This is a genomic window from Paraburkholderia kirstenboschensis, assembly GCF_032806925.1.
GTDB classification, from domain to species: Bacteria; Pseudomonadota; Gammaproteobacteria; order Burkholderiales; family Burkholderiaceae; genus Paraburkholderia; species Paraburkholderia kirstenboschensis.
Map to the genome: position 1 here is coordinate 3,246,768 of NZ_CP136513.1, position 22,354 is coordinate 3,269,121.

Annotated in this window: 16 protein-coding genes; 11 read left to right on the forward strand and 5 right to left on the reverse strand. The window is 63.1% G+C overall.

Going from position 1 to position 22,354, the window contains the following annotated elements:
• Window positions 1-140: 140 nt before the first annotated feature.
• The 7 genes from nudB to RW095_RS37260 all read left to right on the forward strand — a co-directional run bounded on the left by nudB (window position 141) and on the right by RW095_RS37260 (window position 9,496).
• The gene (nudB, locus tag RW095_RS37230; protein ID WP_317020688.1) at window positions 141-626 is read left to right on the forward strand and encodes a dihydroneopterin triphosphate diphosphatase; all 486 of its coding nucleotides are present in this window, start codon (window positions 141-143) and stop codon (window positions 624-626) included.
• Window positions 623-1,882 carry a cardiolipin synthase ClsB gene (gene clsB, locus RW095_RS37235; RefSeq protein ID WP_317020689.1) on the forward strand — a complete coding sequence of 420 codons (1,260 nt, stop codon included), beginning with the start codon at window positions 623-625 and terminating at the stop codon, window positions 1,880-1,882. Before nudB ends, clsB begins: the two co-directional genes overlap by 4 nt.
• 356 nt (window positions 1,883-2,238) lie before the next feature.
• Entirely contained in the window at window positions 2,239-2,838 is a 600-nt protein-coding gene (locus RW095_RS37240) for a TetR/AcrR family transcriptional regulator (protein WP_317020690.1), read from the forward strand.
• A 128-nt stretch (window positions 2,839-2,966) separates the two neighbouring features.
• On the forward strand, window positions 2,967-4,754 hold the full coding sequence (locus RW095_RS37245) for an acyl-CoA dehydrogenase C-terminal domain-containing protein (protein ID WP_317020691.1): 1,788 nt from the start codon (window positions 2,967-2,969) through the stop codon (window positions 4,752-4,754).
• Window positions 4,755-4,869: 115 nt separating this feature from the next.
• Complete coding sequence (locus RW095_RS37250) at window positions 4,870-7,317, forward strand: 3-hydroxyacyl-CoA dehydrogenase/enoyl-CoA hydratase family protein (RefSeq protein WP_317020692.1); 2,448 nt, start codon at window positions 4,870-4,872, stop codon at window positions 7,315-7,317.
• A 76-nt stretch (window positions 7,318-7,393) separates the two neighbouring features.
• Entirely contained in the window at window positions 7,394-8,593 is a 1,200-nt protein-coding gene (locus RW095_RS37255; protein ID WP_317020693.1) for an acetyl-CoA C-acyltransferase, read from the forward strand.
• A 132-nt stretch (window positions 8,594-8,725) separates the two neighbouring features.
• Window positions 8,726-9,496, forward strand: a complete 771-nt coding sequence (locus RW095_RS37260) for an enoyl-CoA hydratase (protein WP_317020694.1) — start codon at window positions 8,726-8,728, stop codon at window positions 9,494-9,496.
• Between the two features lie 33 nt (window positions 9,497-9,529).
• Here RW095_RS37260 and fdhD read toward each other — a convergent pair whose 3' ends face one another.
• Window positions 9,530-10,369 carry a formate dehydrogenase accessory sulfurtransferase FdhD gene (fdhD, locus tag RW095_RS37265; RefSeq protein ID WP_317020695.1) on the reverse strand — a complete coding sequence of 280 codons (840 nt, stop codon included), beginning with the start codon at window positions 10,367-10,369 and terminating at the stop codon, window positions 9,530-9,532.
• Window positions 10,370-10,491: 122 nt separating this feature from the next.
• On the opposite strand from fdhD, the gene RW095_RS37270 reads away from it, so the two are divergent.
• Window positions 10,492-10,968 (forward strand): nitrate reductase associated protein, encoded by a 477-nt coding sequence (locus tag RW095_RS37270; RefSeq protein WP_317020696.1) that lies wholly within the window; start codon window positions 10,492-10,494, stop codon window positions 10,966-10,968.
• A 184-nt stretch (window positions 10,969-11,152) separates the two neighbouring features.
• Entirely contained in the window at window positions 11,153-14,263 is a 3,111-nt protein-coding gene (locus RW095_RS37275; protein ID WP_317020697.1) for a sensor domain-containing protein, read from the forward strand.
• 115 nt (window positions 14,264-14,378) lie between these two features.
• Here RW095_RS37275 and RW095_RS37280 read toward each other — a convergent pair whose 3' ends face one another.
• The gene (locus RW095_RS37280; RefSeq protein ID WP_317020698.1) at window positions 14,379-14,993 is read right to left on the reverse strand and encodes a glutathione S-transferase; all 615 of its coding nucleotides are present in this window, start codon (window positions 14,991-14,993) and stop codon (window positions 14,379-14,381) included.
• A 240-nt stretch (window positions 14,994-15,233) separates the two neighbouring features.
• The gene (locus RW095_RS37285; RefSeq protein WP_317020699.1) at window positions 15,234-15,629 is read right to left on the reverse strand and encodes an acyl-CoA thioesterase; all 396 of its coding nucleotides are present in this window, start codon (window positions 15,627-15,629) and stop codon (window positions 15,234-15,236) included.
• A 311-nt stretch (window positions 15,630-15,940) separates the two neighbouring features.
• On the opposite strand from RW095_RS37285, the gene RW095_RS37290 reads away from it, so the two are divergent.
• Window positions 15,941-17,830 (forward strand): ABCB family ABC transporter ATP-binding protein/permease, encoded by a 1,890-nt coding sequence (locus RW095_RS37290; RefSeq protein WP_317020700.1) that lies wholly within the window; start codon window positions 15,941-15,943, stop codon window positions 17,828-17,830.
• A gap of 57 nt (window positions 17,831-17,887) precedes the next feature.
• Here the strand turns inward: RW095_RS37290 and murU are convergent, their stop codons facing one another.
• Both murU and RW095_RS37300 read right to left on the reverse strand, forming a co-directional pair.
• Window positions 17,888-18,595: an N-acetylmuramate alpha-1-phosphate uridylyltransferase MurU gene (murU, locus tag RW095_RS37295; protein ID WP_317020701.1), complete on the reverse strand. Its 708-nt coding sequence runs from the start codon at window positions 18,593-18,595 to the stop codon at window positions 17,888-17,890.
• 9 nt (window positions 18,596-18,604) lie between these two features.
• Window positions 18,605-19,717 (reverse strand): aminoglycoside phosphotransferase family protein, encoded by a 1,113-nt coding sequence (locus RW095_RS37300; RefSeq protein ID WP_317020702.1) that lies wholly within the window; start codon window positions 19,715-19,717, stop codon window positions 18,605-18,607.
• Window positions 19,718-19,938: 221 nt separating this feature from the next.
• Here RW095_RS37300 and RW095_RS37305 point away from each other — a divergent pair, with 221 nt between their 5' ends.
• Entirely contained in the window at window positions 19,939-22,305 is a 2,367-nt protein-coding gene (locus RW095_RS37305; protein WP_317020703.1) for an LPS-assembly protein LptD, read from the forward strand.
• The last annotated feature ends 49 nt before the right edge of the window (window positions 22,306-22,354 follow it).

The following is a 22,354-nucleotide window of genomic DNA, read 5'->3' on the forward strand; positions in this document are numbered from 1 at the left end:
TTGATGAAAAAGCAAAACGAGAAAGGCGCATTACGCGCCTTTTTTGCTTTTTGCGTTACAGTCCATGCAACAGCTTCCGCTCGCTCATTGGACCACTCGCCGACATGTACCGCGCAAGCGTTGCGCCCAGTTTTCACGCCATGCCGAAACCGCCGAAGATCCCGCAGTCCGTACTCGTCGTCATTCATACGCCCTCGCTCGACGTGCTGTTGATCGAACGCGCCGATATTCCTGGTTTCTGGCAATCGGTGACGGGTTCCAAGGACCGGCTCGATGAGCCGCTCGCGGAAACGGCGATCCGTGAAGTGGCCGAAGAGACGGGCATCATGATCGGCAGCGCACTGGTGCCCGAGAGCGCCTTGTTCGATTGGCAATACTCGATCGAGTACGAGATCTATCCGCAGTTCCTGCATCGTTACGGCGAAGGCGTGATCCACAACACCGAGCATTGGTTCAGCGTACAAGTGCCCGAGCAACTCGAAGTGACATTAGCGCCGCGCGAACACACCGCGTTTCTCTGGCTGCCGTATGAAGAGGCGGCGTCGCGCTGCTTCTCTTCGTCGAATGCGGATGCGATTCTGCAATTGCCCGAGAGGCTGCGCGAGCGTTCGGAGTCTCACGGATGAGCGTCGGCGGCGCACGCCGTTTCGCCCGTCTGCGGCAATCGCTGCTCGGCCGCCGCTATTGGCAGCGCTACCGCTTCACGAGCGGCAACGACGTCAAGCTGCTGCGCTCGGGCGGCGAGTTCTTTAGCGCGCTCATTGATCGCGTCGATGCCGCCGAGCACGACGTCGTTCTCGAAACCTACATCTTTTGCTACGACGAGGCCGGCCAGGCGGTCGGCGCCGCGTTGCTGCGAGCGGCGGCGCGCGGCGTGCGCGTGCGAGTGATTACCGACGGCATCGGCACTGCGCGCCTGCCGATGTTCGACGAGTGGGTCAGCGCGGGCATCGAGCATCGGATCTACAACCCGCACATCTTCGGGCGCTTCGGCTTTTCGCGCACGCATCGCAAGCTTGCCGTGATCGACGATCAATTCGGGTACTGCGGCGGCATCAACATCGTCGACGATTACGACAACGACGGCGAAAAGCTGCCCTATCGGCGGTGGGATTTCGCGGTCGAATTGCACGGGCCGGTGGTCAACGACATCCGCGAGGCTTTCGAAGTGCAGTGGCGCCGGATACGCGTCGGGCATCGATCGCTGGAATCATTGGAGCCGGATCTCGCTCCGAAGACGGCAGCGTCGCTCGGCAGCCTCCGACGTCGCCGCCGGCGCCGCAACGAGGAGTTGTGGGCGGGCGGCGAACCGTGCGTGGCGTTCGTCGCGCGCGACAACCTGATCAATCGCCGGGCGATCGAAAAGGCGTATCTGACGGCGATCGGGCAGGCTCGCCACGAGGTGCTGCTGGCGAACCCTTACTTCATGCCGGGCCGCAAGCTCCGGCGCGCGTTGGTGTACGCGGCGCGGCGCGGCGTGGTGGTGAAGCTGATCGTCGGGCGCAAGGAGTTCAAGGCGCTCGATTACGCCGTGCCGTTTCTCTATCGCGCGTTGCTCAGAGCGGGGGTGCAGATCGCCGAGTACGAGAAAACCCTGCTGCACGGCAAGGTCGCGGTGGTCGACTCGAACTGGGCGACCGTGGGTTCGTCGAATCTCGACGCGCTGAGCCTGATGCTCAATAACGAAGCCAACGTCGTGCTGGTGAACGATCCGTCGATCGACGCGCTTCGCGAAGCGATTCTCGTCGCCTTCAAGGACGCACGGCGCATCGACGAAGCGCACTACGACGCTCGCCCGGCCGGCGAGCGCCTGCTCAACTGGCTCGCCTACACGACCTACCGGGTCGTGATGAAGCTGCTGACGGTGGGCGGCTACGATTGAAGGGCAGAGTCGATGGCCGACCGATCCTGGCGCACGCGCTCATCGCCGACGCAGCGCCGACACAACGCCCACATCGCGTCCGGCCCTTCCTGATGGCGGCCTTTCTACGGCATCATGCCGGCCTGACGGCGAAAACGGCAACGGAAGCAGCATCGAAACGGACGTCCCTCTTGAGCAACAATTGCCTCAAGGCGAACCCCTCTAAAAAATCAGCTTCCTCCGATTGCCAGATGCCGCAGAATTGAAACCGGGTTAGAAACCGGTTTCTAATAAAGTCCTTGTTTCGCGGACGGCGCCACTCAATAATAGTACGGCCGTTCGATTTTCATTTCGGTCACATTAGAACGGTAAAAGCTATGCGAAAAGGCGAACAGACGCGCGCCGCAATTCTCGACGCAGCACTTGATCTCGCAAGCCGCGACGGACTTGAAGGTCTGACGATTGGCCTGCTGGCCGAGCGCATGCAGATGAGCAAAAGCGGTGTGTTTGCGCATTTCGGGTCGCGCGAAGACTTGCAGGTTGAAGTGGTGCGCGAATACCACCGTCGTTTCGAAGACGAGGTGTTCTTCCCGAGCCTGCGCGAGCCTCGCGGATTGCCGCGCTTGCGAGCGATGATTTCGCGCTGGATCGAGAAGCGCATTCAGGAAGTCACGACCGGGTGCATCTACATCAGCGGCGCCGTCGAGTACGACGACCGCGCGGATAGCCAGGTGCGCGAGCAACTTGTGTCGAGCGTGACGATCTGGCGCGCGGCGCTGACTCGCGCGATTTCGCAGGCGGTGGACGAAGGCCATCTGCGTGCCGACACGGAACCGCAGTTGATGCTCTTCGAACTGTACAGCTTCACGCTCGGCCTGCATCACGACGCGCGGTTCCTGCATCTGCCGGACGCGGTGCGTCTCACGTGGGCCGCGCTGGAAAAATTGATTGTTTCGTATCAGAGCGAAAGCCGTTAGTGCAACCGCGGAACCTGAACAAGGTTCAGCGGCGAGAAAGCGAACCAGCGAGAGAAAAAGCGGGAGGAACATCCGCGCCACGCACTCGCGCTAACGGCCTGGCTTCTTGTCAAACTTTGGAGAGAGTCATGGGACAGTACGCCGCGCCGCTGCGCGACATGCAATTCGTGTTGCACGAACTGCTTAACGTCGAAGCCGAGATCAAGCAGATGCCGAAGCACGCGGATCTCGATGCGGAGACGATCAACGCCGTGCTCGAAGAGGCCGGCAGGTTCTGCTCCGAAGTGTTGTTCCCGCTCAATCACAGCGGCGACCAGGAAGGCTGCACATACGTCGGCGACGGCGTCGTCACCACGCCGAAAGGCTTCAAGGAAGCCTATCGGCAGTATGTGGAGGCAGGCTGGCCGGCACTTGGCTGCGATCCGGAATACGGCGGCCAGGGGCTGCCCGCGTTCGTCAACAACGCGTTGTACGAAATGCTGAACTCGGCGAATCAGGCGTGGACAATGTACCCCGGCCTGTCGCACGGCGCCTACGAATGTCTGCACGCACACGGCACGCCCGAGTTGCAGCAGCGCTATCTGCCAAAGCTCGTCTCGGGCGTGTGGACCGGCACCATGTGTCTGACCGAACCGCATTGCGGCACCGACCTCGGCATTCTGCGCACCAAGGCCGAGCCGAACAGCGACGGTTCGTACTCGATCAGCGGCACGAAGATTTTCATCTCTAGCGGTGAGCACGATCTTGCGGAGAACATCGTTCACCTCGTGCTCGCGCGTTTGCCGGATGCGCCCAAGGGCACCAAGGGCATTTCGCTTTTCATCGTGCCGAAGTTCGTTCCGAACGAAGCCGGCGAGCCCGGCGAACGTAATGGCGTGAAGTGCGGCTCCATCGAACACAAGATGGGCATTCACGGCAATGCGACCTGCGTGATCAATCTCGACAACGCGAAGGGCTGGCTCGTCGGTGAGCCGAACAAAGGTTTGAACGCGATGTTCGTGATGATGAACGCCGCGCGTCTTGGCGTCGGCATGCAAAGTCTCGGCCTTACCGAAGTTGCGTATCAGAACTCGCTCACCTACGCGAAAGAACGTCTGCAGATGCGTTCGCTGACCGGCCCGAAGGCGCCTGAGAAAGCCGCTGATCCGATCATCGTGCACCCCGACGTGCGCCGCATGCTGCTCACGCAGAAGGCCTATGCGGAAGGCGCGCGCGCGTTTTCGTACTGGTCCGCGCTGCACATCGACAAGGAACTGTCGCACGCCGACGAAGCAGTGCGCAAGGAAGCCGCCGATCTCGTCGCGCTGCTCACGCCGATCCTGAAAGCGTTCCTGTCGGACAACGCGTTCGAAGGCACGAATCACGCCATGCAGATTTACGGCGGCCACGGCTTCATCGCCGAGTGGGGCATGGAGCAGTACGTGCGCGACGCGCGTATCAACATGATCTACGAAGGCACCAACGCGATTCAGGCGCTCGACCTGCTGGGCCGCAAGATTCTCGGCGACATGGGCGCGAAGATGAAGAAGTTCGGCAAGCTCGTCACGGAGTTCGTCGAAGCCGAAGGCATCAAACCGGAGATGCAGGAATTCATCAACCCGCTCGCCGACATCGGCGAAAAGGTGCAGAAGCTGACCATGGAAATCGGCATGAAGGCCATGCAGAACCCGGACGAAGTCGGCGCCGCTGCCGTGCCGTATTTGCGCACCGTCGGACATCTCGTGTTCTCGTACTTCTGGGCGCGCATGGCGCGCATCGCGCTGGACAAGGAAGCGTCGGGCGATCCGTTCTACAAGGCGAAGCTCGCCACCGCGCGCTTCTACTTCGCAAAGCTGCTGCCTGAAACGGCCATGACGATCCGTCAGGCGCGCGCCGGTTCAAAGCCGCTGATGGAAGTCGAAGAAGCGCTGTTCTAAGCCATCTCACGGAACGCGCCGCGCTCATTCGAACCGCGCGGCGCTTTCGCCAGCCACACATGTCGCGAACCAGCCGACACATTCGCGACACCGCACAACTCCCCGGAGAAACGACGTGAGCAATCTGATCATTCGCAAGGTAGCCGTGCTCGGCGCCGGCGTGATGGGCGCGCAGATCGCCGCGCACCTGATCAACGCCAAGGTGCCCGTGCTGCTGTTCGACCTGCCCGCCAAGGAAGGCCCGAAGAACGCAATCGCGCTGAAGGCGATCGAGAATCTGAAGAAGCTGTCGCCGGCGCCGTTCGGCGTGAAAGACGACGCGCAATACATCCAGCCCGCGAATTACGACGACGACATCGAGAAGCTCGCCGAATGCGACCTCGTAATCGAAGCAATCGCCGAGCGCATGGACTGGAAGCACGACCTGTACAAGAAGGTGTCGCCGCATATCGCGCCGAACGCGATTTTCGCGACCAACACGTCGGGTCTGTCGATCACTGAACTCTCGCAAGGTTTCGCGGACGAGTTGAAGGCGCGCTTTTGCGGTGTGCACTTTTTCAATCCGCCGCGCTACATGCATCTAGTCGAACTGATTCCGACCGCGACGACGCGGCCGGAAATTCTCGATCAACTGGAAACGTTCCTGACGAGCGTGGTCGGCAAGGGCGTCGTGCGCGCGAAAGACACGCCGAACTTCATCGCGAATCGCGTCGGCATTTTCTCGATTCTCGCGGTCATTGCCGAAGCTGCGAAATTCGGCCTGCGTTTCGACGAAGTCGACGATCTGACCGGCTCGCGTCTCGGCCGTGCGAAGTCGGCCACGTTCCGTACCGCCGATGTCGTCGGTCTCGACACGATGGCGCACGTCATCAAGACAATGCAGGACAACCTGAAGGACGATCCGTTCTTTCCCGTCTACGAAACGCCGGCCGTGCTCGCCGAACTCGTGAAGAAGGGCGCACTCGGTCAGAAGACCGGCGGCGGCTTCTACAGGAAGGAAGGCAAGGCGATCAAGGTGCTGGACCCGAAAACGGGCGAGTACGTGGAGGGCGGCGCGAAGGCGGACGAGCTGGTCGGCCGCATCCTGAAGCGCCCGCCGGCCGAGCGCCTCAAACTGCTGCGCGAATCGCAGCATCCGCAGGCTCAGTTCCTGTGGTCGATTTTCCGCGACGTGTTCCACTACATCGGCGTGCATCTGGAATCGATCGCCGATAACGCGCGCGACGTCGATCTGGCAATCCGCTGGGGCTTTGGCTGGAACGAAGGACCGTTCGAAGGCTGGCAGACGGCGGGCTGGAAGCAGGTCGCCGAATGGGTGCAGGAAGATATCGCGGCGGGCAAGGCGCTTTCGAACGTGCCGCTGCCGTCGTGGGTGCTCGACGGCCCGGTCGCCGAGAAGGGCGGCGTACATACGAACGAAGGGTCGTGGTCGCCCGCTTCGAAGACTTTCGTGCCGCGCTCATCGCTCGGTGTGTATGACCGGCAGGTGTTCCGCGCGCCGCTCGTCGGCGAAACGGCTGCGGACCCCAAGACCTACGGCAAGACGCTGTTCGAAACCGACGCCGTTCGCGCATGGGTCGACGACCGCGCCGGCCGGGGTTCGGACGAAAGCGACGTGCTGATCGTGTCGTTCAAGAGCAAGATGAACACGATCGGACCGTCGGTGATCGACGGTCTCACGCAGGCAATCGAACTCGCTGAGAAAGAGTACAAAGGTCTCGTCGTATGGCAGCCGACATCGCTGAAGCTCGGCACGCCGGGCGGCCCGTTCTCCGCGGGCGCCAACCTCGAAGAGGCGATGCCCGCGTTCATGATGGGCGGCGCGAAGGGCATCGAGCCGTTCGTGAAGAAATTCCAGCAAGGCATGCTGCGCGTGAAGTATGCGAGCGTGCCGGTCGTTTCCGCGGTATCGGGCATTGCGCTTGGCGGCGGCTGCGAGCTGCTGCTGCATAGCGCGAAGCGGGTGGCGCACATCGAAAGCTATATCGGTCTGGTGGAAGTCGGCGTGGGTCTGGTGCCAGCGGGCGGCGGCTTGAAGGAAGCGGCGCTGCGCGCGGCGGAAGCCGCGACGCAAGTCGGCGCGACCAACGACCTGTTGAAGTTCCTGCAGAAGTCGTTCGAAAACGCGGCGATGGCGAAGGTCTCCGCCTCCGCGCTCGATGCTCGCGCGATGGGTTATCTGAAGCCGTCCGACACGATCGTCTTCAACGTGTTCGAGTTGCTCGACGTCGCGAAGAAAGAAGCGCGCGCGCTGGCCGGCGCGGGTTACCGTCCGCCGCTGCGCGTCACGCAGGTGCCTGTCGCCGGACGTTCGGCGATCTCGACGATCAAGGCTTCGCTCGTCAATATGCGCGACGGGCGGTTCATCAGCGAGCACGATTTCCTGATCGCAAGCCGTATCGCGGAAGCCGTGTGCGGCGGCGACGTGGAAGCAGGCAGTCTCGTCGACGAAGAATGGCTGCTGCAGCTGGAGCGTCGCGCGTTCGTGGATCTGCTCGGCACGCAGAAGACGCAGGAACGGATCATGGGCATGCTGCAGACCGGCAAGCCGGTGCGGAATTGAGCGACTAGCGCAAATACATTTGCATGGGGCGGGAGTAAGCGCGAAAGCGTCACCGCCGCCTACATCGGAGCTTCAAATGACAAAGCAATTGCAAGACGCATACATCGTCGCCGCGAGCCGTACGCCGATCGGCAAGGCGCCGCGCGGCATGTTCAGGAACACGCGCCCCGACGAACTGCTGGTTCACGCGATCAGATCAGCCGTCGCGCAGGTGCCTGGGCTCGACACCAAGGTGATCGAAGACGCCATCGTAGGCTGCGCGATTTCCGAAGCGGAACAGGGGCTGAACGTCGCGCGGATGGGCGCGTTGCTGGCCGGTTTGCCCAATTCGGTCGGCGGCGTCACGGTCAACCGCTTCTGCGCGTCGGGCCTGACCGCGCTGGCTATGGCCGCGGACCGCATTCGCGTGGGCGAATCGGACGCGATGATCGCGGGCGGCTGTGAATCCATGAGCATGGTGCCGATGATGGGCAACAAGCCGTCGCTATCGCCGCATATCTTCGATCGCAACGAAGACGTCGGCATCGCGTACGGCATGGGCCTGACCGCGGAGAAAGTCGCCGAGCGCTGGAAGATCAGCCGCGAAGCGCAAGATGCGTTCTCCGTCGAATCGCATCGCCGCGCCATCGCCGCGCAGCAAACCGGCGAGTTCAACGACGAGATCGCCGCTTACACGATCACCGAGCGCTTCCCCGATCTGGCCACCGGCGAAGTGCGCGTCAAAACGCGTGAAGTCTCGCTCGACGAGGGCCCGCGCGCGGACACCTCGCTCGAAGGTCTCGCGAAGCTGCGCACCGTGTTCGCGAACAAGGGCTCAGTGACGGCGGGCAACAGCTCGCAGACGTCGGACGGCGCGGGCGCGTTGATTGTCGTGTCTGAAAAGATCCTGAAGCAATTCAACCTGACACCGCTCGCGCGTTTCGTGAGCTTTGCGGTGCGCGGCGTGCCGCCGGAAATCATGGGCATTGGGCCGAAGGAAGCGATTCCGGCCGCGCTGAAGGCTGCGGGTCTCAAGCAGGACGACATCGACTGGATCGAGTTGAACGAAGCGTTCGCCGCGCAATCGCTCGCGGTGATCCAGGACCTCGGTCTCGATCCGTCGAAGATCAACCCGCTCGGCGGCGCGATCGCGCTGGGTCATCCGCTCGGTGCGACGGGCGCGATTCGTGCGTCCACGGTCGTGCACGGCCTGCGCCGCCGCAACTACAAGTACGGCATGGTGACGATGTGCGTGGGCACGGGCATGGGCGCAGCCGGCATTATCGAGCGGCTGTGACACAGTCCGCGCCGGTGTTCGCGGCAAGCCGTTAAGGCGCGCAGAACGGTTCGCAGGCTTGCCGCTTGCGAACCGTTTTCGCATTCCAAGCAGCAGTTTTCCAGCAGTTTCCGCAGCAGTCGAGGAGACGAAATGACGACGGATATTCTGGTCGAGCGCGCAAACGGCGTGCTGACAATTGCCTTCAACCGGCCGGACAAGAAGAACGCGATCTCGGCCGCGATGTACCAAACGATGGCCGACACGCTGGTGCAGGCGCAAGGCGACGCGTCGGTGCGCGCGATCCTGATTCGCGGCAGCGCAAACATATTCAGCGCCGGCAACGACCTCGAAGACTTCATGAAGTCGCCGCCGATGGGCGAAAACGCGCCGGTGTTCCAGTTCCTGCGTGCAATCAGTTCCGCCGAGAAGCCGGTGGTCGCGTCGGTGGCGGGGCCGGCGGTGGGCATCGGCACCACGCTGCTGCTGCATTGCGATCTCGTCTATGCCGCCGACTCCGCGAGCTTCTCGCTGCCGTTCGCGCAACTCGGGTTGTGCCCGGAAGCGGCGTCGAGCCTGCTGCTGGCGCGCGTCGCCGGCTACCAGGCGGCAGCGGAAAAACTGCTGCTCGGCGAGGCGTTCGACGTCGCCGAGGCACAGCGCATGGGCTTCGTGAACCGCGTACTGCCGGCGGCGGAAGTCGATGCGTTCGCGGCGTCACAAGCCGCGAAGCTGGCCGCGCTGCCGGCGTCGTCATTGCGGGTGACGAAGAGCCTGATGAAGCGCGCGAGCCACCAGGAACTGCAAACGCAGATGTCGGAAGAAGCCGTGCACTTCGGCAAAATGCTGATCGCGCCCGAAGCGCGCGAGGCGTTCAAGGCATTCTTCGAAAAGCGCAAGCCGGACTTCCGGCAATTCGACTGAGCGGCGCCGCAGCGGTTGCGGACTGGAGGCTGCTCAGCTTTGTGCCGGCTGCGCCGTGTCGTAATCGACGTAGCTGGTTTCGCGGCAGAAGCTGACCAGCCGCACGCCTGCCTTGCGGGCAATCGCAATCGCAAGCGACGAGGGCGCCGAGATCGTCGCGACCATCGGCACGTCGACGCGCGCGGCTTTGCGCACGAGCTCGTAACTCGCGCGGCTCGACAGGAACACGAAGCCCTCTTTGGTATCCACGCGATCGAGCACGAGTTGGCCGATCAGTTTGTCGAGCGCATTGTGGCGGCCGACGTCTTCGAACGCATAGCGTATCGCGCCCGCCGCGTCGCACCAGGCGGCGGCGTGCAAACCGCCCGTGAGGCGGGTGAGCGCCTGATGCTGCGGCAATTCGCGAGCGGCGCGCGCAATCGCGTCCGGTGCGAGCCGCTGCAGAAAGCCGGTGTCGGGCACGCGTTCCGGTTTCAGATCGAGTAAGTCGATGCTTTCGATGCCGCACACGCCGCAGCCGGTGCGGCCGGCCAGCGCACGGCGCTTTTCCTTAAGCGCGACGAACGCCTGCTGCACGACCTGCAATTGCACTTCGGCGTGCGGCAAGTCGCCGTCGTCATGTAATTCGACCTCGATGTCCTGAATGTCGCTGCCGCGCCCGACGATCCCTTCCGAAATCGCGAAGCCCACCGCGAAGGCTTCGAGGTCGCGCGGCGTGCACATCATCACCGCATGCGAGATACCGTTGAAGACGAGCGCGACCGGCCACTCCTGACCGACGTGGTCGGTGACCGTTTCGACCGCCGCACCGCGATGGCGATGCACCTGACGCTCCACCGCGCCCGGCTGGCCTGCTGTTTCCAGTTCGTTCAAGCTGATTCACTCCATTTATGCTGCGCGCACCGTACCGGACTGCGCCGCCGGTGTGCGAATAAGGTTCTAAAATACCTCAAGCCGGGCTTGTGCGTTGCCCGTCAACAATGAGGAACACTGTCATGGGACTCAACGAGGCACCGCTGCTGTTCAACTTCGAGGTGGAGTCGTCGGAGAATTTCACCTACATCCCGATGTCGGTTCGCTTCAATCTCGATCGTTTCGGCCTGCGCATTTCGCTCGCGCAGTGGCAAATGCTGCCGCTCGAAGACCGCAAGCTGCTCGCACGTTTCCCCGTCGAGGACGACGCGGAGATCGAGCCGAACTTCGATCACGCGCTGTTCGAAATGCTGCGCACTCACGCGAACGTCGAGCCGGAGTGGTTCACGCCCGACGAGGCGCCAGCCTGGCGCAACACGGACGGCGTGCCCGAAAGCGTCGTGCGTCAGGCGAAACAGGCAGGCCTCTCGGCGCCGAGCGCCGCGCTGTGGGCGGAGCTCGATCCGTTCAAGCGCTACGTGCTGGCCAAGCTTTCGCGCAAGCAGGAGATCAACCACGACTTCATCCCGGCGATGAAGGAATTTGGCGCGGCCGGCTAGGCGCGGCCGGCCAGACGCCACCACCCAGCGCCACCACCGAAAATTTTTTCACTCCCAACCCTCAACCTGTTCCGAACGCTGCCGTTATCCATGGGTTGGCGCGTAAAAGGCTCGCATCGATGCGGCCGGACGCATCGATGCGGCCTCGCGCTCCCGCCTGAAGAACGATCGACGTTCGGAACCCATGACTCATTTCATCTCGAAGCGGCTGCTGATCAATATCGCGGTCGTAGCCGCCGCGCTCGGCGCAAACGTGTTCGTCGCGTATTTGCAGATCGGCGGGCAGCGCGATGCCGACGCCCGCATGCTGCATTCGACGCATGTTCGCCAGAGTCTCGACGCCTACCAGACAGCGCTCGACGGCGGGCTCGCCGCGCTCGCCCGCTTCGAAGCGTCCGCTGAACCGTCGCCTGGAAACGCGGCGGTGACGATGAGCGCCACACTCGCCAGTCTCCAGCGCCAGTTGCGCGACGAGCTTACCGACGAGCCGGCCATGCTCGCCACGCTCGCGCAGGTCGGCGCGGACAGCCACGCGCTGCAACGCGACATCGACGATGCGCTGCTGGTGCGCGATGCCGCCGAGCCGGCCGCGTCAAGCGCGTGGGCGGCGTCGTCGTATATGCATGTCGGGCTTGGGCTGCAACGTGTTGAAGCGGGCCTCGCCGCGCTGCGCGACGCCGAAAACCGCGCGTTCGAAGCGTCGCTCGCGGCTTCGTCGAAACGGGCCAGGCACACCATGTTCATGTTGGTCGTGACCATGGTCGCGGGCAGTGCGCTTCTCATCTTCACTTTCGGCGTCCGCGAAAGCAGTGCGCGCAAGAAGCTGCACAGCGTGCGGGCGCTTGGCCGCAACGACGAGCGTTTTCGCAGCCTGTTCGACGATCATCCGGTGCCCATGTATATCTTCGACCGCGAGACGCTGCGCTTTCTCGCCGTCAATTCCGCGGCGATCCAGCAGTACGGCTATTCGGAGACCGAGTTTCTCGACATGACGATTCGCGCGATCCGGCCGAATGTGGAGATCGCGCGCCTCGAGTCGCACCTGCAGCGCGCCGACAGCGTGCAGCACGGCCGAACGATGGCGGGCATCTGGCATCACCGGCGCAAGGACGGCTCGACCATCAGCGCGGACATCTCCTATCACGCGCTGAACTTCATGGGACGCGCCGCGTTTTTCGTTCTCGCCGACGACGTCACCGAACAGATCAATGCCGAAGCCGAGGCGCAGCGTTCGAACCAGATGCTCGAAGCGGTGATCGACAACATTCCGCAGCGCATTTTCTGGAAGGATCTGGAGTCGCGCTACCTGGGCTGCAACATGGCGTTCGCGCGTGACGGCGGCCTCTCGTATCCCGAGCAGGTGGTAGGCAAGAGCGACGCAGACATGCCGTGGCGCGCCTTCGCCGAGTTGCTGAACGCGCACGACAAGGAAGTGATCGACACCGGCGTGCCGAAGATGAACTTCGAGGTCGACATGGTAATCGACGGCGTGCATCGCACGACTGTAACGAGCAAGCTGCCGTTCACCGACGGCGAAGGCCGCGTGATCGGCGTGCTCGGCTCATACACGGACATCACGGAGCGCAAGCGCGCCGATCTCGCGTTGCGTCTGCAAAGCCGCGCGCTCGACGCGAGCGTCAACGCGATTCTGATCACGGCGCCGTCGCCTGCGGGCAATCTGATCGAATACGTGAATCCGGCGTTCATGCGCATCACGGGCTACGATCCCGCCGAGGTGATCGGCCACGATTGCCGCGTCCTGCAACGCGACGATCGCGAGCAGGAAGGCGTTGCGTCGATCCGCAAGGCGCTCGCCGCGAATCGCGAAGTAAGCGCGGTGGTGCGCAACTATCGCAAGGACGGCGCGCTGTTCTGGAATCAGTTGTTCATTGCGCCCGTGCCGAACGCGGAAGGCGTGATCACGCATCACATCGGCGTGATCAACGACGTCACCGACCTGATGCGCTATCAGGAACAGCTCGAATATCAGGCCAACTACGACAGCCTCACGCGCCTGCCCAACCGCAATCTGCTGCGCGACCGTCTGCAGCATGCGCTGATCGTCGCGCAGCGGCAGCATAAGGGCGTGGCTGTGGTGTTCATGGACCTCGACGGTTTCAAGAATGTCAACGACAGCCTGGGCCACAGCGTCGGCGACCGGCTGCTCGGCGTCGTGGCCGAGCGGCTCGCGCGCTGCACTCGTACGAGCGACACCGTCGCGCGTCACGGCGGCGACGAGTTCGTGATCGTGATGACGGACACCGTCGACGAACAATCGCTGATTGCGTGGATGGAGCGCGTGCGCGCTTCGATTTCGGAGCCGGTCTGGCTCGACGGCACTGAGCTGTACGTTGGGTGCAGCATGGGCGCGAGTCTTTTCCCGCAAGACGGCGACGACGCAGAAACGCTGATGAAAAAGGCCGACCTCGCGATGTATCGCGCGAAGGACATGGGCCGCAACACGTTCCAGTTCTATCAGCCGGAGATGAACGCGAGCGCGGGCGCGCGTCTGAATCTCGAGCGGCGCTTGCGCCGCGCGCTGCGCGACAACGAATTCCTGCTGCACTATCAGCCGCAGGTCGATATCGACAGCGGACAGATTGTCGGCACCGAGGCGTTGATACGTTGGCGCGATCCGGAAGTGGGACTCGTGCCGCCGTCGTCGTTCATTCCCGTTGCCGAGGAAAGCGGTCTGATCGGGCCGCTGTCCGAGTGGGTGCTGCGTGAGGCGTGCCGTCAAAACAAAGCCTGGCAAGACCTCGGCTTGCCGCCGGCCCGTGTGTCGGTCAACCTGTCGGCGCGCGTGTTCCAGCAGCGCGATATTGCGAAACTCGTCATGCAGGTGCTCGACGAAACCGGCCTCGCGCCGCAATACCTCGAACTGGAATTGACCGAAAGTGCGATCATGCGCAACGCCGAAGAAGCGGTGTCCATGCTCAACGAGCTTCACGCGCTCGGCATTGGCCTTGCCATCGACGACTTCGGCACGGGTTATTCGAGCCTCAGCTACCTGAAGCGTTTTCCAGTGGACCGGCTGAAGATCGACCGCTCGTTCGTGTCCGACATCGGCATATCCGGCGACGACGAGACCATTACCTCGGCCATCATCGCGCTCGCCCATTCGCTGAAGTTGCAGGTGATAGCCGAAGGCGTGGAAACGTCGGCGCAACTCGACTTCCTGAAGGAGCGTGCTTGCGACGAGATGCAAGGCTTCTACTTCGCGAAGCCGTTGTCCACCGATGCAATTTACGAGTTGATGCAAGGCGGCTCAGCGCGCGAACTCGCGATGGTTTGAATGCGGCGGCGGCTCGGTCGTTCGCTGCCGCTGAATCGGTCGCGATGCGCAGCCGCGATGCACGCCCGCATGCATCGTGCGTGATGCACCGACGCCTGCGTTAGCGCCGCCGATCTCACACCGCCGGCGTGCTCACAAAAACCGGCAACTGCTCGGCTGCCGCCGAAAATGCCTGCAAATGCGGATGCGCGCTGGCGCTCACGATCTGCGGCAGCATCGTCTGTGTGAAGTTCCATGCGACCGCGAGCGTCACCTCCGCCGCGCCGAAGCGCTCCGCTTCGGTCGGCAACGGCGACGCCGCGGCTTCCTGTTCAAGTTCGGCATACGCGGCGAGCATCTGTCTGCGCACCCGCTCCATCCACGGCTCATGCTGCTTGTCCACCGGCCGCAGATTGCGTTCGTAGACGATCTGCACCGTCTTGTCGCACGCGGCGAGCGAGAGGCCCGTGAGGCGCGCGGCGCGCAGGCAGTCGTCCGGATGCGACGGAAATAGCCGCTGCCCGGGACCGGCGAGCGACGGGAGGTATTGAAGGATCACCGTCGAGTCCATCACCGTCTTGCCGCTGTCGGCGACGAGCGTCGGCGCCTTCACGACGGGGTTGATGGCCGCGAACCGGTCGTAGGTGCTGAACACGGAGATGGGCGCGTGTTCGAAGTCCAGCTTCAGCATCTTCATGCAGATAGCCACCCGGCGCACGTACGGCGAGTCCAGCATTCCGATCAGTTTCATGTTGCTCCCGTTAGAAGTTCTATCGCGATGCGCCGGCGCTCGCGGCGGCTGTGCATCTGGCCGCCGGTGCAGAGTGGCGCGCTTCAGGGCAACAGATTAAGCATCTCCGTGCGGCAGAAAAAGCGAAATTAATCGACGGTTTGCGTCAGAATCGCTTACATGAAACCGATCCCGGCCACGCGCCGCGCGCAGGCTCGTCCGCAGCGCCGGAATGCAGAGACTCAGTGAACCCGGTCGGGTTCAATCAAGTACGGGCAGCGCGCGCGGACGGCGGTCGCTATCGGTAGCGACGTAGGTGAGGATTGCCTCGGTGACCTTCACGAGATCTTCGGCGAGGCTCATACGTTGCGCGTAGACCTCGACGGAAACGGTGACCGACGTATTGCCCGTCTTGACGATGTCCGCATAAAAGCTCAGCAGATCGCCGACGAACACCGGCTGCTTGAACACGAACGAGTTGACCGCGATGGTCGCGACCCGGCCATTCGCGCGGCGGCTCGCCGGGATCGAACCGGCAATGTCCACTTGCGCCATGATCCAGCCGCCGAACACGTCGCCGTGAACGTTCGCGTCGGACGGTTGCGGCACGACGCGCAGTGCGCAAGGCTTTTGCGGGAGTTGGAGAATATCGGTCATTGGGTACCCTGGAAACGCGTGTTGGGTTGTTTGGCTCTGGCGGCTGGGCCAGGAAGCGGGACTATGCGGCAACGGCTCCATGCGAGCCGCGGACATGGCCAGACGGCAGGCCCGCGCGGTCAACCTTCGACCGGCGCTCGGATAGCCCATGAAAAGCGGCACCAGCCGGCTTCTGCGACAATAGGAAGATCAGGAATTGTACGGGAAAGCGCCCAGCGAGGTTGCGCGACCAGGCAGCGTGCCCACGTGCACACGGTGGCCGGCGTACCGCTGCGAACTCCGGCATTCCACCTCCTCCCCCAGCCGAATCCATGCGCCGCTCGCTTCCGTCAGAACCCTCGCCGATCTCCACCCAACCGCGCAACGACTGGCAGACGATCCTGTCGCTGCTGCCTTATCTCGCGACCTACAAGTGGCGCGTGATCTTCGCGCTCAGTTGCCTGATCGGCGCGAAGATCGCCAACCTTGGCGTGCCGATCGTGATGAAGCGGATTGTCGACAACCTCGCGTCGGTGCAGCATCTGACCGCGCTCGGCCGCGCGCACGATTCTCCGGGCATCGTACTGCTCGGCGGCGTCGGCTTGCTGGTGGTTGCATATGCGGTTGTCCGGCTTTCCACGTCGCTCTTCACCGAATTGCGCGAAATCCTGTTTTCGAAAGTCACCGAAAGCGCCGTGCGGCAGCTCGCGCTCAAGGTGTTCCGGCATCTGCATGGCTTGTCGTTGCGCTTTCACCTGGACCGGCAAACGGGCGGCATGTCGCGCGACATCGAACGCGGTACGCGCGGCATCACGCAGCTCATTTCCTATTCGCTGTACAGCATTCTGCCGACGCTGGTCGAAGTCGGGCTCGTGCTCGGGTTTTTCGTCGTCAAATACGAAGCCTATTACGCGGTGGTCACGTTCGTGGCTCTCGCGGTGTACATCGTCTTCACGGTGAAAGTGACTGAGTGGCGCACGCATTTTCGCCGCACGATGAACGAGCTCGATTCGAAGGCGAACTCGCGCGCAATCGATTCGCTGCTCAACTATGAGACCGTCAAATACTTCGGTAATGAAGAGTGGGAAGCAAGCCGCTATGACGAAAATCTGAAGCGCTATCGCACGGCGGCCATCAAGTCGCAGCGTTCGCTGTCGGCGCTGAATTTTGGACAGCAGGCGATTATCGGCACGGGGCTCGTGTTCATTCTGTGGCGCGCGACCGAAGGCGTGATGGCGGGACGCCTCACGCTCGGCGATCTCGTGCTGATCAACACGTTCATGCTGCAGCTTTATATTCCGCTGAATTTTCTTGGCGTGGTGTATCGGGAACTGAAGCAAAGTCTCACGGACATGGACCGCATGTTCACGCTACTCAGGGCCGCGCAGGAAGTGCCGGATCTGCCCGACGCGCCCGCGTTGCAAGTGAGCGGCGCGCAAGTGCGCTTTGACCGCGTGAACTTCTCATACGAACCGGCGCGCCAGATTCTGCACGACGTGAGCTTTACGATTCCGGCCGGCACCACGACGGCGGTGGTCGGCCATAGCGGCTCTGGCAAGTCGACGCTCGCGCGGCTCATGTTCCGCTTCTACGACCTGGACCGCGCGACCGGCGGCGCGATCACCATCGACGGTCAGGACATTCGTGACGTGGCGCAGGCTTCGCTGCGTGCTTCGATCGGCATCGTGCCGCAGGACACGGTGCTATTCAACGATTCGATCTATTACAACATCGCTTATGGACGGCCGTCCGCGACGCGCGACGAAGTGACCGCGGCGGCGCGCGCCGCGCACATTCACGAGTTCATCGAAGGACTGCCGAAAGGATATGACACGCCCGTCGGCGAGCGTGGGCTGAAGCTCTCGGGCGGCGAGAAGCAGCGCGTCGCGATTGCGCGGACCATCCTGAAGAACCCGCCGATCCTTTTGTTCGACGAAGCCACGTCGGCGCTCGACTCGCGTTCCGAGCGCGCCATCCAGCACGAGCTCGATCAGATCGCACGCGAACGCACGACGCTGATCATCGCGCACAGGCTTTCGACGGTGGTGCACGCACAGCAGATCATCGTGATGGACAAGGGGCGCATTGTCGAGCGCGGCACGCACGCCGAACTTCTGCGCGCGAATGGCCTCTTCGCTCAGATGTGGGCGTTGCAGCAGCAACGCGCGGCCGAGGCGCCAGAGTCGGCGGAGATTGTGGGTGCGGGGAACGGCGAGCCGTGACGCGGCTAGCGGCGCGCGTATGGCGCCGCGCTTGGTTCAGCGCTGGCGCGGCGTCGCTCAGCACTCAACCAGCCGCTGATGGAGCGCCTGAAGCTGCGCCGGCCTCCCGACGTTTTCCCACAAGCCTTCGTATAGCTCGCCAGTCGCCAGACCGCGCGCAATCGTCTCGCGATAGTACGGCGTGAGCGCGCGCCGTGTGCCGCGCGGCAGATCGCGGAACATGCGCGTGTCGTAGAGCCCGATATTGCCGAACGTGAAGCGCGGCTCGGCGTCGAGCGACAACACGCCGCCCGTGAGCGCAAAGTCTCCGTTCGGATGAAACGCCGGATTCGGCACCATCACCAGATGCATGCCCGGCTCCGCCAGCGACTTCATTGCCTGCGCATGCGCATTCAATGCGCGGTAATCGAAATCCGCGTACACGTCGCCGCTTACCGCGAGGAACACCTCGCTCACGCCGTTATCTTCGATAAGCGGCAGCGCGTTGACAATGCCGCCCGCCGTCTCGAGTGCTTCATGCTCGGGCGAATAACGCAGCTTCACTTGCCAGCGCGAACCGTCGCCGAGCACGGCTTCGATCTGCTCGCCGAGCCACGCGTGATTGATGACAATCGTCTCGAAGCCCGCGCGAGCGAGCCGCTCGATCTGCCACACGATCAGCGGCTTGCCGCCTACTTCGAGCAAAGGCTTGGGGCGCGCGTCGGTCAACGGACGCATGCGCTCGCCGCGGCCCGCGGCGAAAATCATCGCTTTCTTCAGGGACATTGTGATGGGTCAGAACGTGTAGCCGACTTCGTTCGCGCGGCCTTCGAGATCGTCGAGCAGCTTCGCGAACAGACGCAGCGGCGCATAACGCTCGCCCACCTTGCGCGCATAGCCGATGAAGCGCGGCAGATCCTTCATGTAGTGCGGTTTGCTGTCGCGGTAATTGATGCGGCAGAAAAGACCCAGCACCTTGATATGCCGTTGCAGTCCCATCCACTCGATCTGGCGGTAGAACTCGCCGAAATCGGGATCGACGGGCAGGCCGGCTTTCTTTGCGCGCTCCCAGTAGTACACGAAGCAATCGAGCTCGAACTCCTCGTCCCAGCTGAGGAACGCGTCGCGCAGCAACGATGCGACGTCGTAGGTAATCGGGCCATACACCGCGTCCTGGAAGTCGAGCACGCCGGGGTTGGCCTCGCGGCTCGCGTCGCTCGCCGCGTTCGGCGCGGCGCAGACCATCAGGTTGCGCGGCATGAAATCGCGCAGCATGAACGCTTGCGGCTGCGCCCGCGCGCTCGCTATCAGCAATGCGAACGTGCGGTCGAGCAGGCCGCGGGTGTTGTCGTCGATCTCGCGGCCAAGGTGCCGGCCGATGAACCACTCGGGCATCAACTCCATCTCGCGGCGCAGGAAGGCTTCGTCGAACGGCGGCAGCACGTTTTCGCGCGACGTGATCTGCCAGCGGATCAGCGCGTCGAGTGCGTCGCGCATCAGCGTGCGGGCGCGGCGCGGGTCGTTGCCGTCTTGCGCGGCGGTGAGCGCGCCGAGGTACGACGCGGTGCCCAGATCGGTGACGAGCATGAACCCGGCGTCGAAGTCGGCCTCCAGCACGCGCGGCACGTGCACGCCGGCGTCGACGAGCAACTGCGCGATCTGCACGAATTCGCGGCACTTTTCAGGCGGAGGGGCGTCGACGGCAATCAGCGTAGCGGCGCTTTCGCCTTGCGCCGCCTTACCGGCGAGCCGGAAATAGCGGCGAAAACTGGCGTCGGACGAAGCCGGCGCGAGCGTGCCGAGATCGAGCGCATAGCGCGTTGCATGGCCTTGCAGCCAGGCTTCGAGCAGTTCGAGGCGGCGGTCGGCGCGGTGGTGTGTGAAGTCTTGGGAAGGGGGCAGCGTCATGAAAACCGGCGGCAAATTCAGGGGGACAACGTCTTGCCATATAATACCCCACGACTTTTTTGACGCGACTCACGCCAGCTTTCGCGTATTCCGCTTTACCGCCCGCCTCACCGTTCGAAGATTGTAAATATTGATGTGCAGCCGACTGTCACGGTCGTGGTGTGCAGGCGGTGGATCGTGACTGCAGAAGCTGACGGACGGGCCGATTCGCCAAACGATACATGCCGCCTAGACAGCTTTCCCAAACGATTCCCTCTTGTGCCGCGGCGCCGCGCAAAAGGCGGCTCGTCGCGGCGTTGATCGCCGTTCCGGGTCTCATGCCCGCGCTCGCTCACGCCCAGCTGGTCGGCGAGGCCGCGCAGCCGCAGCCTATCGACCCGCCCTGGGGCATGCAACTCGCCCCGCAACTCGAAGATCATGCGCTGCAGCCGGGACAGAAGCCGGCCACGTTCGTCCTCGGCGATTCGACCAACGGCACCACCGATCAGGACATGGCCGTCAAAGGCTCGGCTGAGGTGCGCCGCAGTACGGTCGTGATCAAGGCCGACGCGCTCCATTACGATCAGGACACGGACATGGCCGACGCGTACGGCCAGGTCCGCATGAACAACAACGGCACCACATTCGCCGGACCTGAAGCGCACATGCGCGTGGATTCGAGCGAAGGCTTCATGACCGCGCCGAAGTATCACTTCAACGTAACGGGCGGCTCGGGCAGTGCGGAGCGGGTCGACCTGCTCGATAACGAGCGCTCGGTGTTCACCAGGGGCACCTACACAGCCTGCGCGTGCGCGGACGATCCGGCGTGGTACATCAAGGGCAGCGAGTTCGACTTCGACACCGGTGCCGACGAAGGCGTGGCCCACAACGGCGTGCTGTTCTTCCAGGGCGTGCCGGTTTTCGCGTCGCCGTGGCTGTCGTTTCCGCTGTCCGGCGAGCGGCGCAGCGGTATCCTGCCGCCCACCTTCTCGCTCAGTTCGACGAACGGCTTCGAACTTTCGGTGCCGTATTACTTCAACATCGCGCCAAATCGCGATCTGACGGTCACGCCGCGCATCATCTCGAAGCGCGGTGTGCAGTTGCAGAGCACGTTCCGCTATCTTTCGCCCACGTATTCCGGGTCGATCACCGGCGAGTTCCTGCCGAACGACCGGCTGACCAAGACGAACCGCTACGCGCTGTACATCCAGCACAACCAGAACTTCGGCAACGGGTTCGGCGGCTACATCTACTACAACAAGGTTTCGGACAACACGTATCCGGAAGACCTGTCGTCGTCGGTCAATCAGTTCATGAACGGCACCCAGCTCCTGTATCAGCAGGAAGCCGGGTTGACGTATAACAACGGCCCGTGGTCGGTGCTCGCACGCGAGCAGCACTGGCAGACGCTGACGCCGTCGGTCGCGCCGTATGGCCGCGAGCCGCAGTTGAACGTGAAGTACGCGAAATACAACGTGGGCGGCTTCGACTTCGGCGCCGAAGCGGACTACACGAACTTCCGCATCACGACCGCGGACATGACCGAAGGTCAGCGGGTGGTGTTCAACCCGTACATTTCGTACTCGGTCGTGGGGCCCGGCTACTTCGTCACGCCGAAGGTGCAGTGGCATTTCGCGTCGTATAACCTGCGCAACATCAGCAGCGACGTGCCGGTCGGCACGCCGAAGAATTTCACCGAATCCATCCCGACGCTGAGCTTCGACACCGGGCTCGTTTTCGACCGCTCGGTCCGGCTCTTCGGCGAGGATTACATCCAGACGCTCGAGCCGCGCCTGTACTACGTGTACACGCCGTTTCGCAATCAGGAGTCGGCGCCGCTCTTCGATACCGCCGAATCCGACTTCGGGCTCGCGGAAATCTTCACGCCGAACACGTTCGTCGGCAACGACCGCATTGCGGACGCGAACCGTCTGACCGCGGCCATCACCACGCGCTTCATCAACCCGGCAACGGGCGACGAACGCGCGCGTTTCGTGATCGCGCAGCAGTACTACTTCCAGGATCAGCGTGTCACGCTGCTGCCGAATCAGACCAGCACGCAAGCCACGCATTCGGACCTGATCGTGGGCGCGTCGCTCAAGCTCGGGGCTGGTTTCGCGTCGGAAACCGCGTTCCAATATAATGCCGACAACAATCAGCTGGTCAAGACGAGCGTCGGTTTCGGGTTCAGTCCGGCGACCGGCAAGGTGCTCAACGTCGCGTATCGCTACACGCGTGCGAACACCACGCTGGAAAACCAGCCTATCAATCAGGTGCTGGTGTCGGGGCAATGGCCGCTCACGCATCGGGTGTTCGGGGTTGGGCGGTTCAATTACGATCTGGGCGGGCATCGGATCGTCGACGGGCTCGTGGGTTTGCAATACGACGCGGACTGCTGGACGCTCGGCGCGGGTATTCAGCGCTACGCAAACGGCCTGAATACGTCGGGGCAGCAGCAATCGAGCACGCGCTTTCTCGCGCAGTTGACGTTCAAGGGCTTGTCGAGCGTCGACAACGGGCTGATTTCCGCGTTCCGCAGCAGCGTGGCGGGCTACACGCCGCTGCCGCCGCCGCCGCCGCCCGAGTCGCGGTTCATCAACTACGAATGACGCTCGCCCGGTCGTTCATCGAATGCGAAAAGACGGGCCAGGCGTGCCC

What these genes read in the sequence shown, in the direction of transcription:
- nudB (WP_317020688.1), top strand. Translation starts at nt 141, where the DNA reads ATGCCGAAACCGCCGAAGATCCCGCAGTCCGTACTCGTCGTCATTCAT.
- clsB (WP_317020689.1), top strand. Translation starts at nt 623, where the DNA reads ATGAGCGTCGGCGGCGCACGCCGTTTCGCCCGTCTGCGGCAATCGCTG.
- RW095_RS37240 (WP_317020690.1), top strand. Translation starts at nt 2,239, where the DNA reads ATGCGAAAAGGCGAACAGACGCGCGCCGCAATTCTCGACGCAGCACTT.
- RW095_RS37245 (WP_317020691.1), top strand. Translation starts at nt 2,967, where the DNA reads ATGGGACAGTACGCCGCGCCGCTGCGCGACATGCAATTCGTGTTGCAC.
- RW095_RS37255 (WP_317020693.1), top strand. Translation starts at nt 7,394, where the DNA reads ATGACAAAGCAATTGCAAGACGCATACATCGTCGCCGCGAGCCGTACG.
- RW095_RS37260 (WP_317020694.1), top strand. Translation starts at nt 8,726, where the DNA reads ATGACGACGGATATTCTGGTCGAGCGCGCAAACGGCGTGCTGACAATT.
- RW095_RS37270 (WP_317020696.1), top strand. Translation starts at nt 10,492, where the DNA reads ATGGGACTCAACGAGGCACCGCTGCTGTTCAACTTCGAGGTGGAGTCG.
- RW095_RS37275 (WP_317020697.1), top strand. Translation starts at nt 11,153, where the DNA reads ATGACTCATTTCATCTCGAAGCGGCTGCTGATCAATATCGCGGTCGTA.
- RW095_RS37280 (WP_317020698.1), bottom strand. Translation starts at nt 14,993, where the DNA reads ATGAAACTGATCGGAATGCTGGACTCGCCGTACGTGCGCCGGGTGGCT.
- RW095_RS37285 (WP_317020699.1), bottom strand. Translation starts at nt 15,629, where the DNA reads ATGACCGATATTCTCCAACTCCCGCAAAAGCCTTGCGCACTGCGCGTC.
- RW095_RS37290 (WP_317020700.1), top strand. Translation starts at nt 15,941, where the DNA reads ATGCGCCGCTCGCTTCCGTCAGAACCCTCGCCGATCTCCACCCAACCG.
- murU (WP_317020701.1), bottom strand. Translation starts at nt 18,595, where the DNA reads ATGTCCCTGAAGAAAGCGATGATTTTCGCCGCGGGCCGCGGCGAGCGC.
- RW095_RS37300 (WP_317020702.1), bottom strand. Translation starts at nt 19,717, where the DNA reads ATGACGCTGCCCCCTTCCCAAGACTTCACACACCACCGCGCCGACCGC.
- RW095_RS37305 (WP_317020703.1), top strand. Translation starts at nt 19,939, where the DNA reads ATGCCGCCTAGACAGCTTTCCCAAACGATTCCCTCTTGTGCCGCGGCG.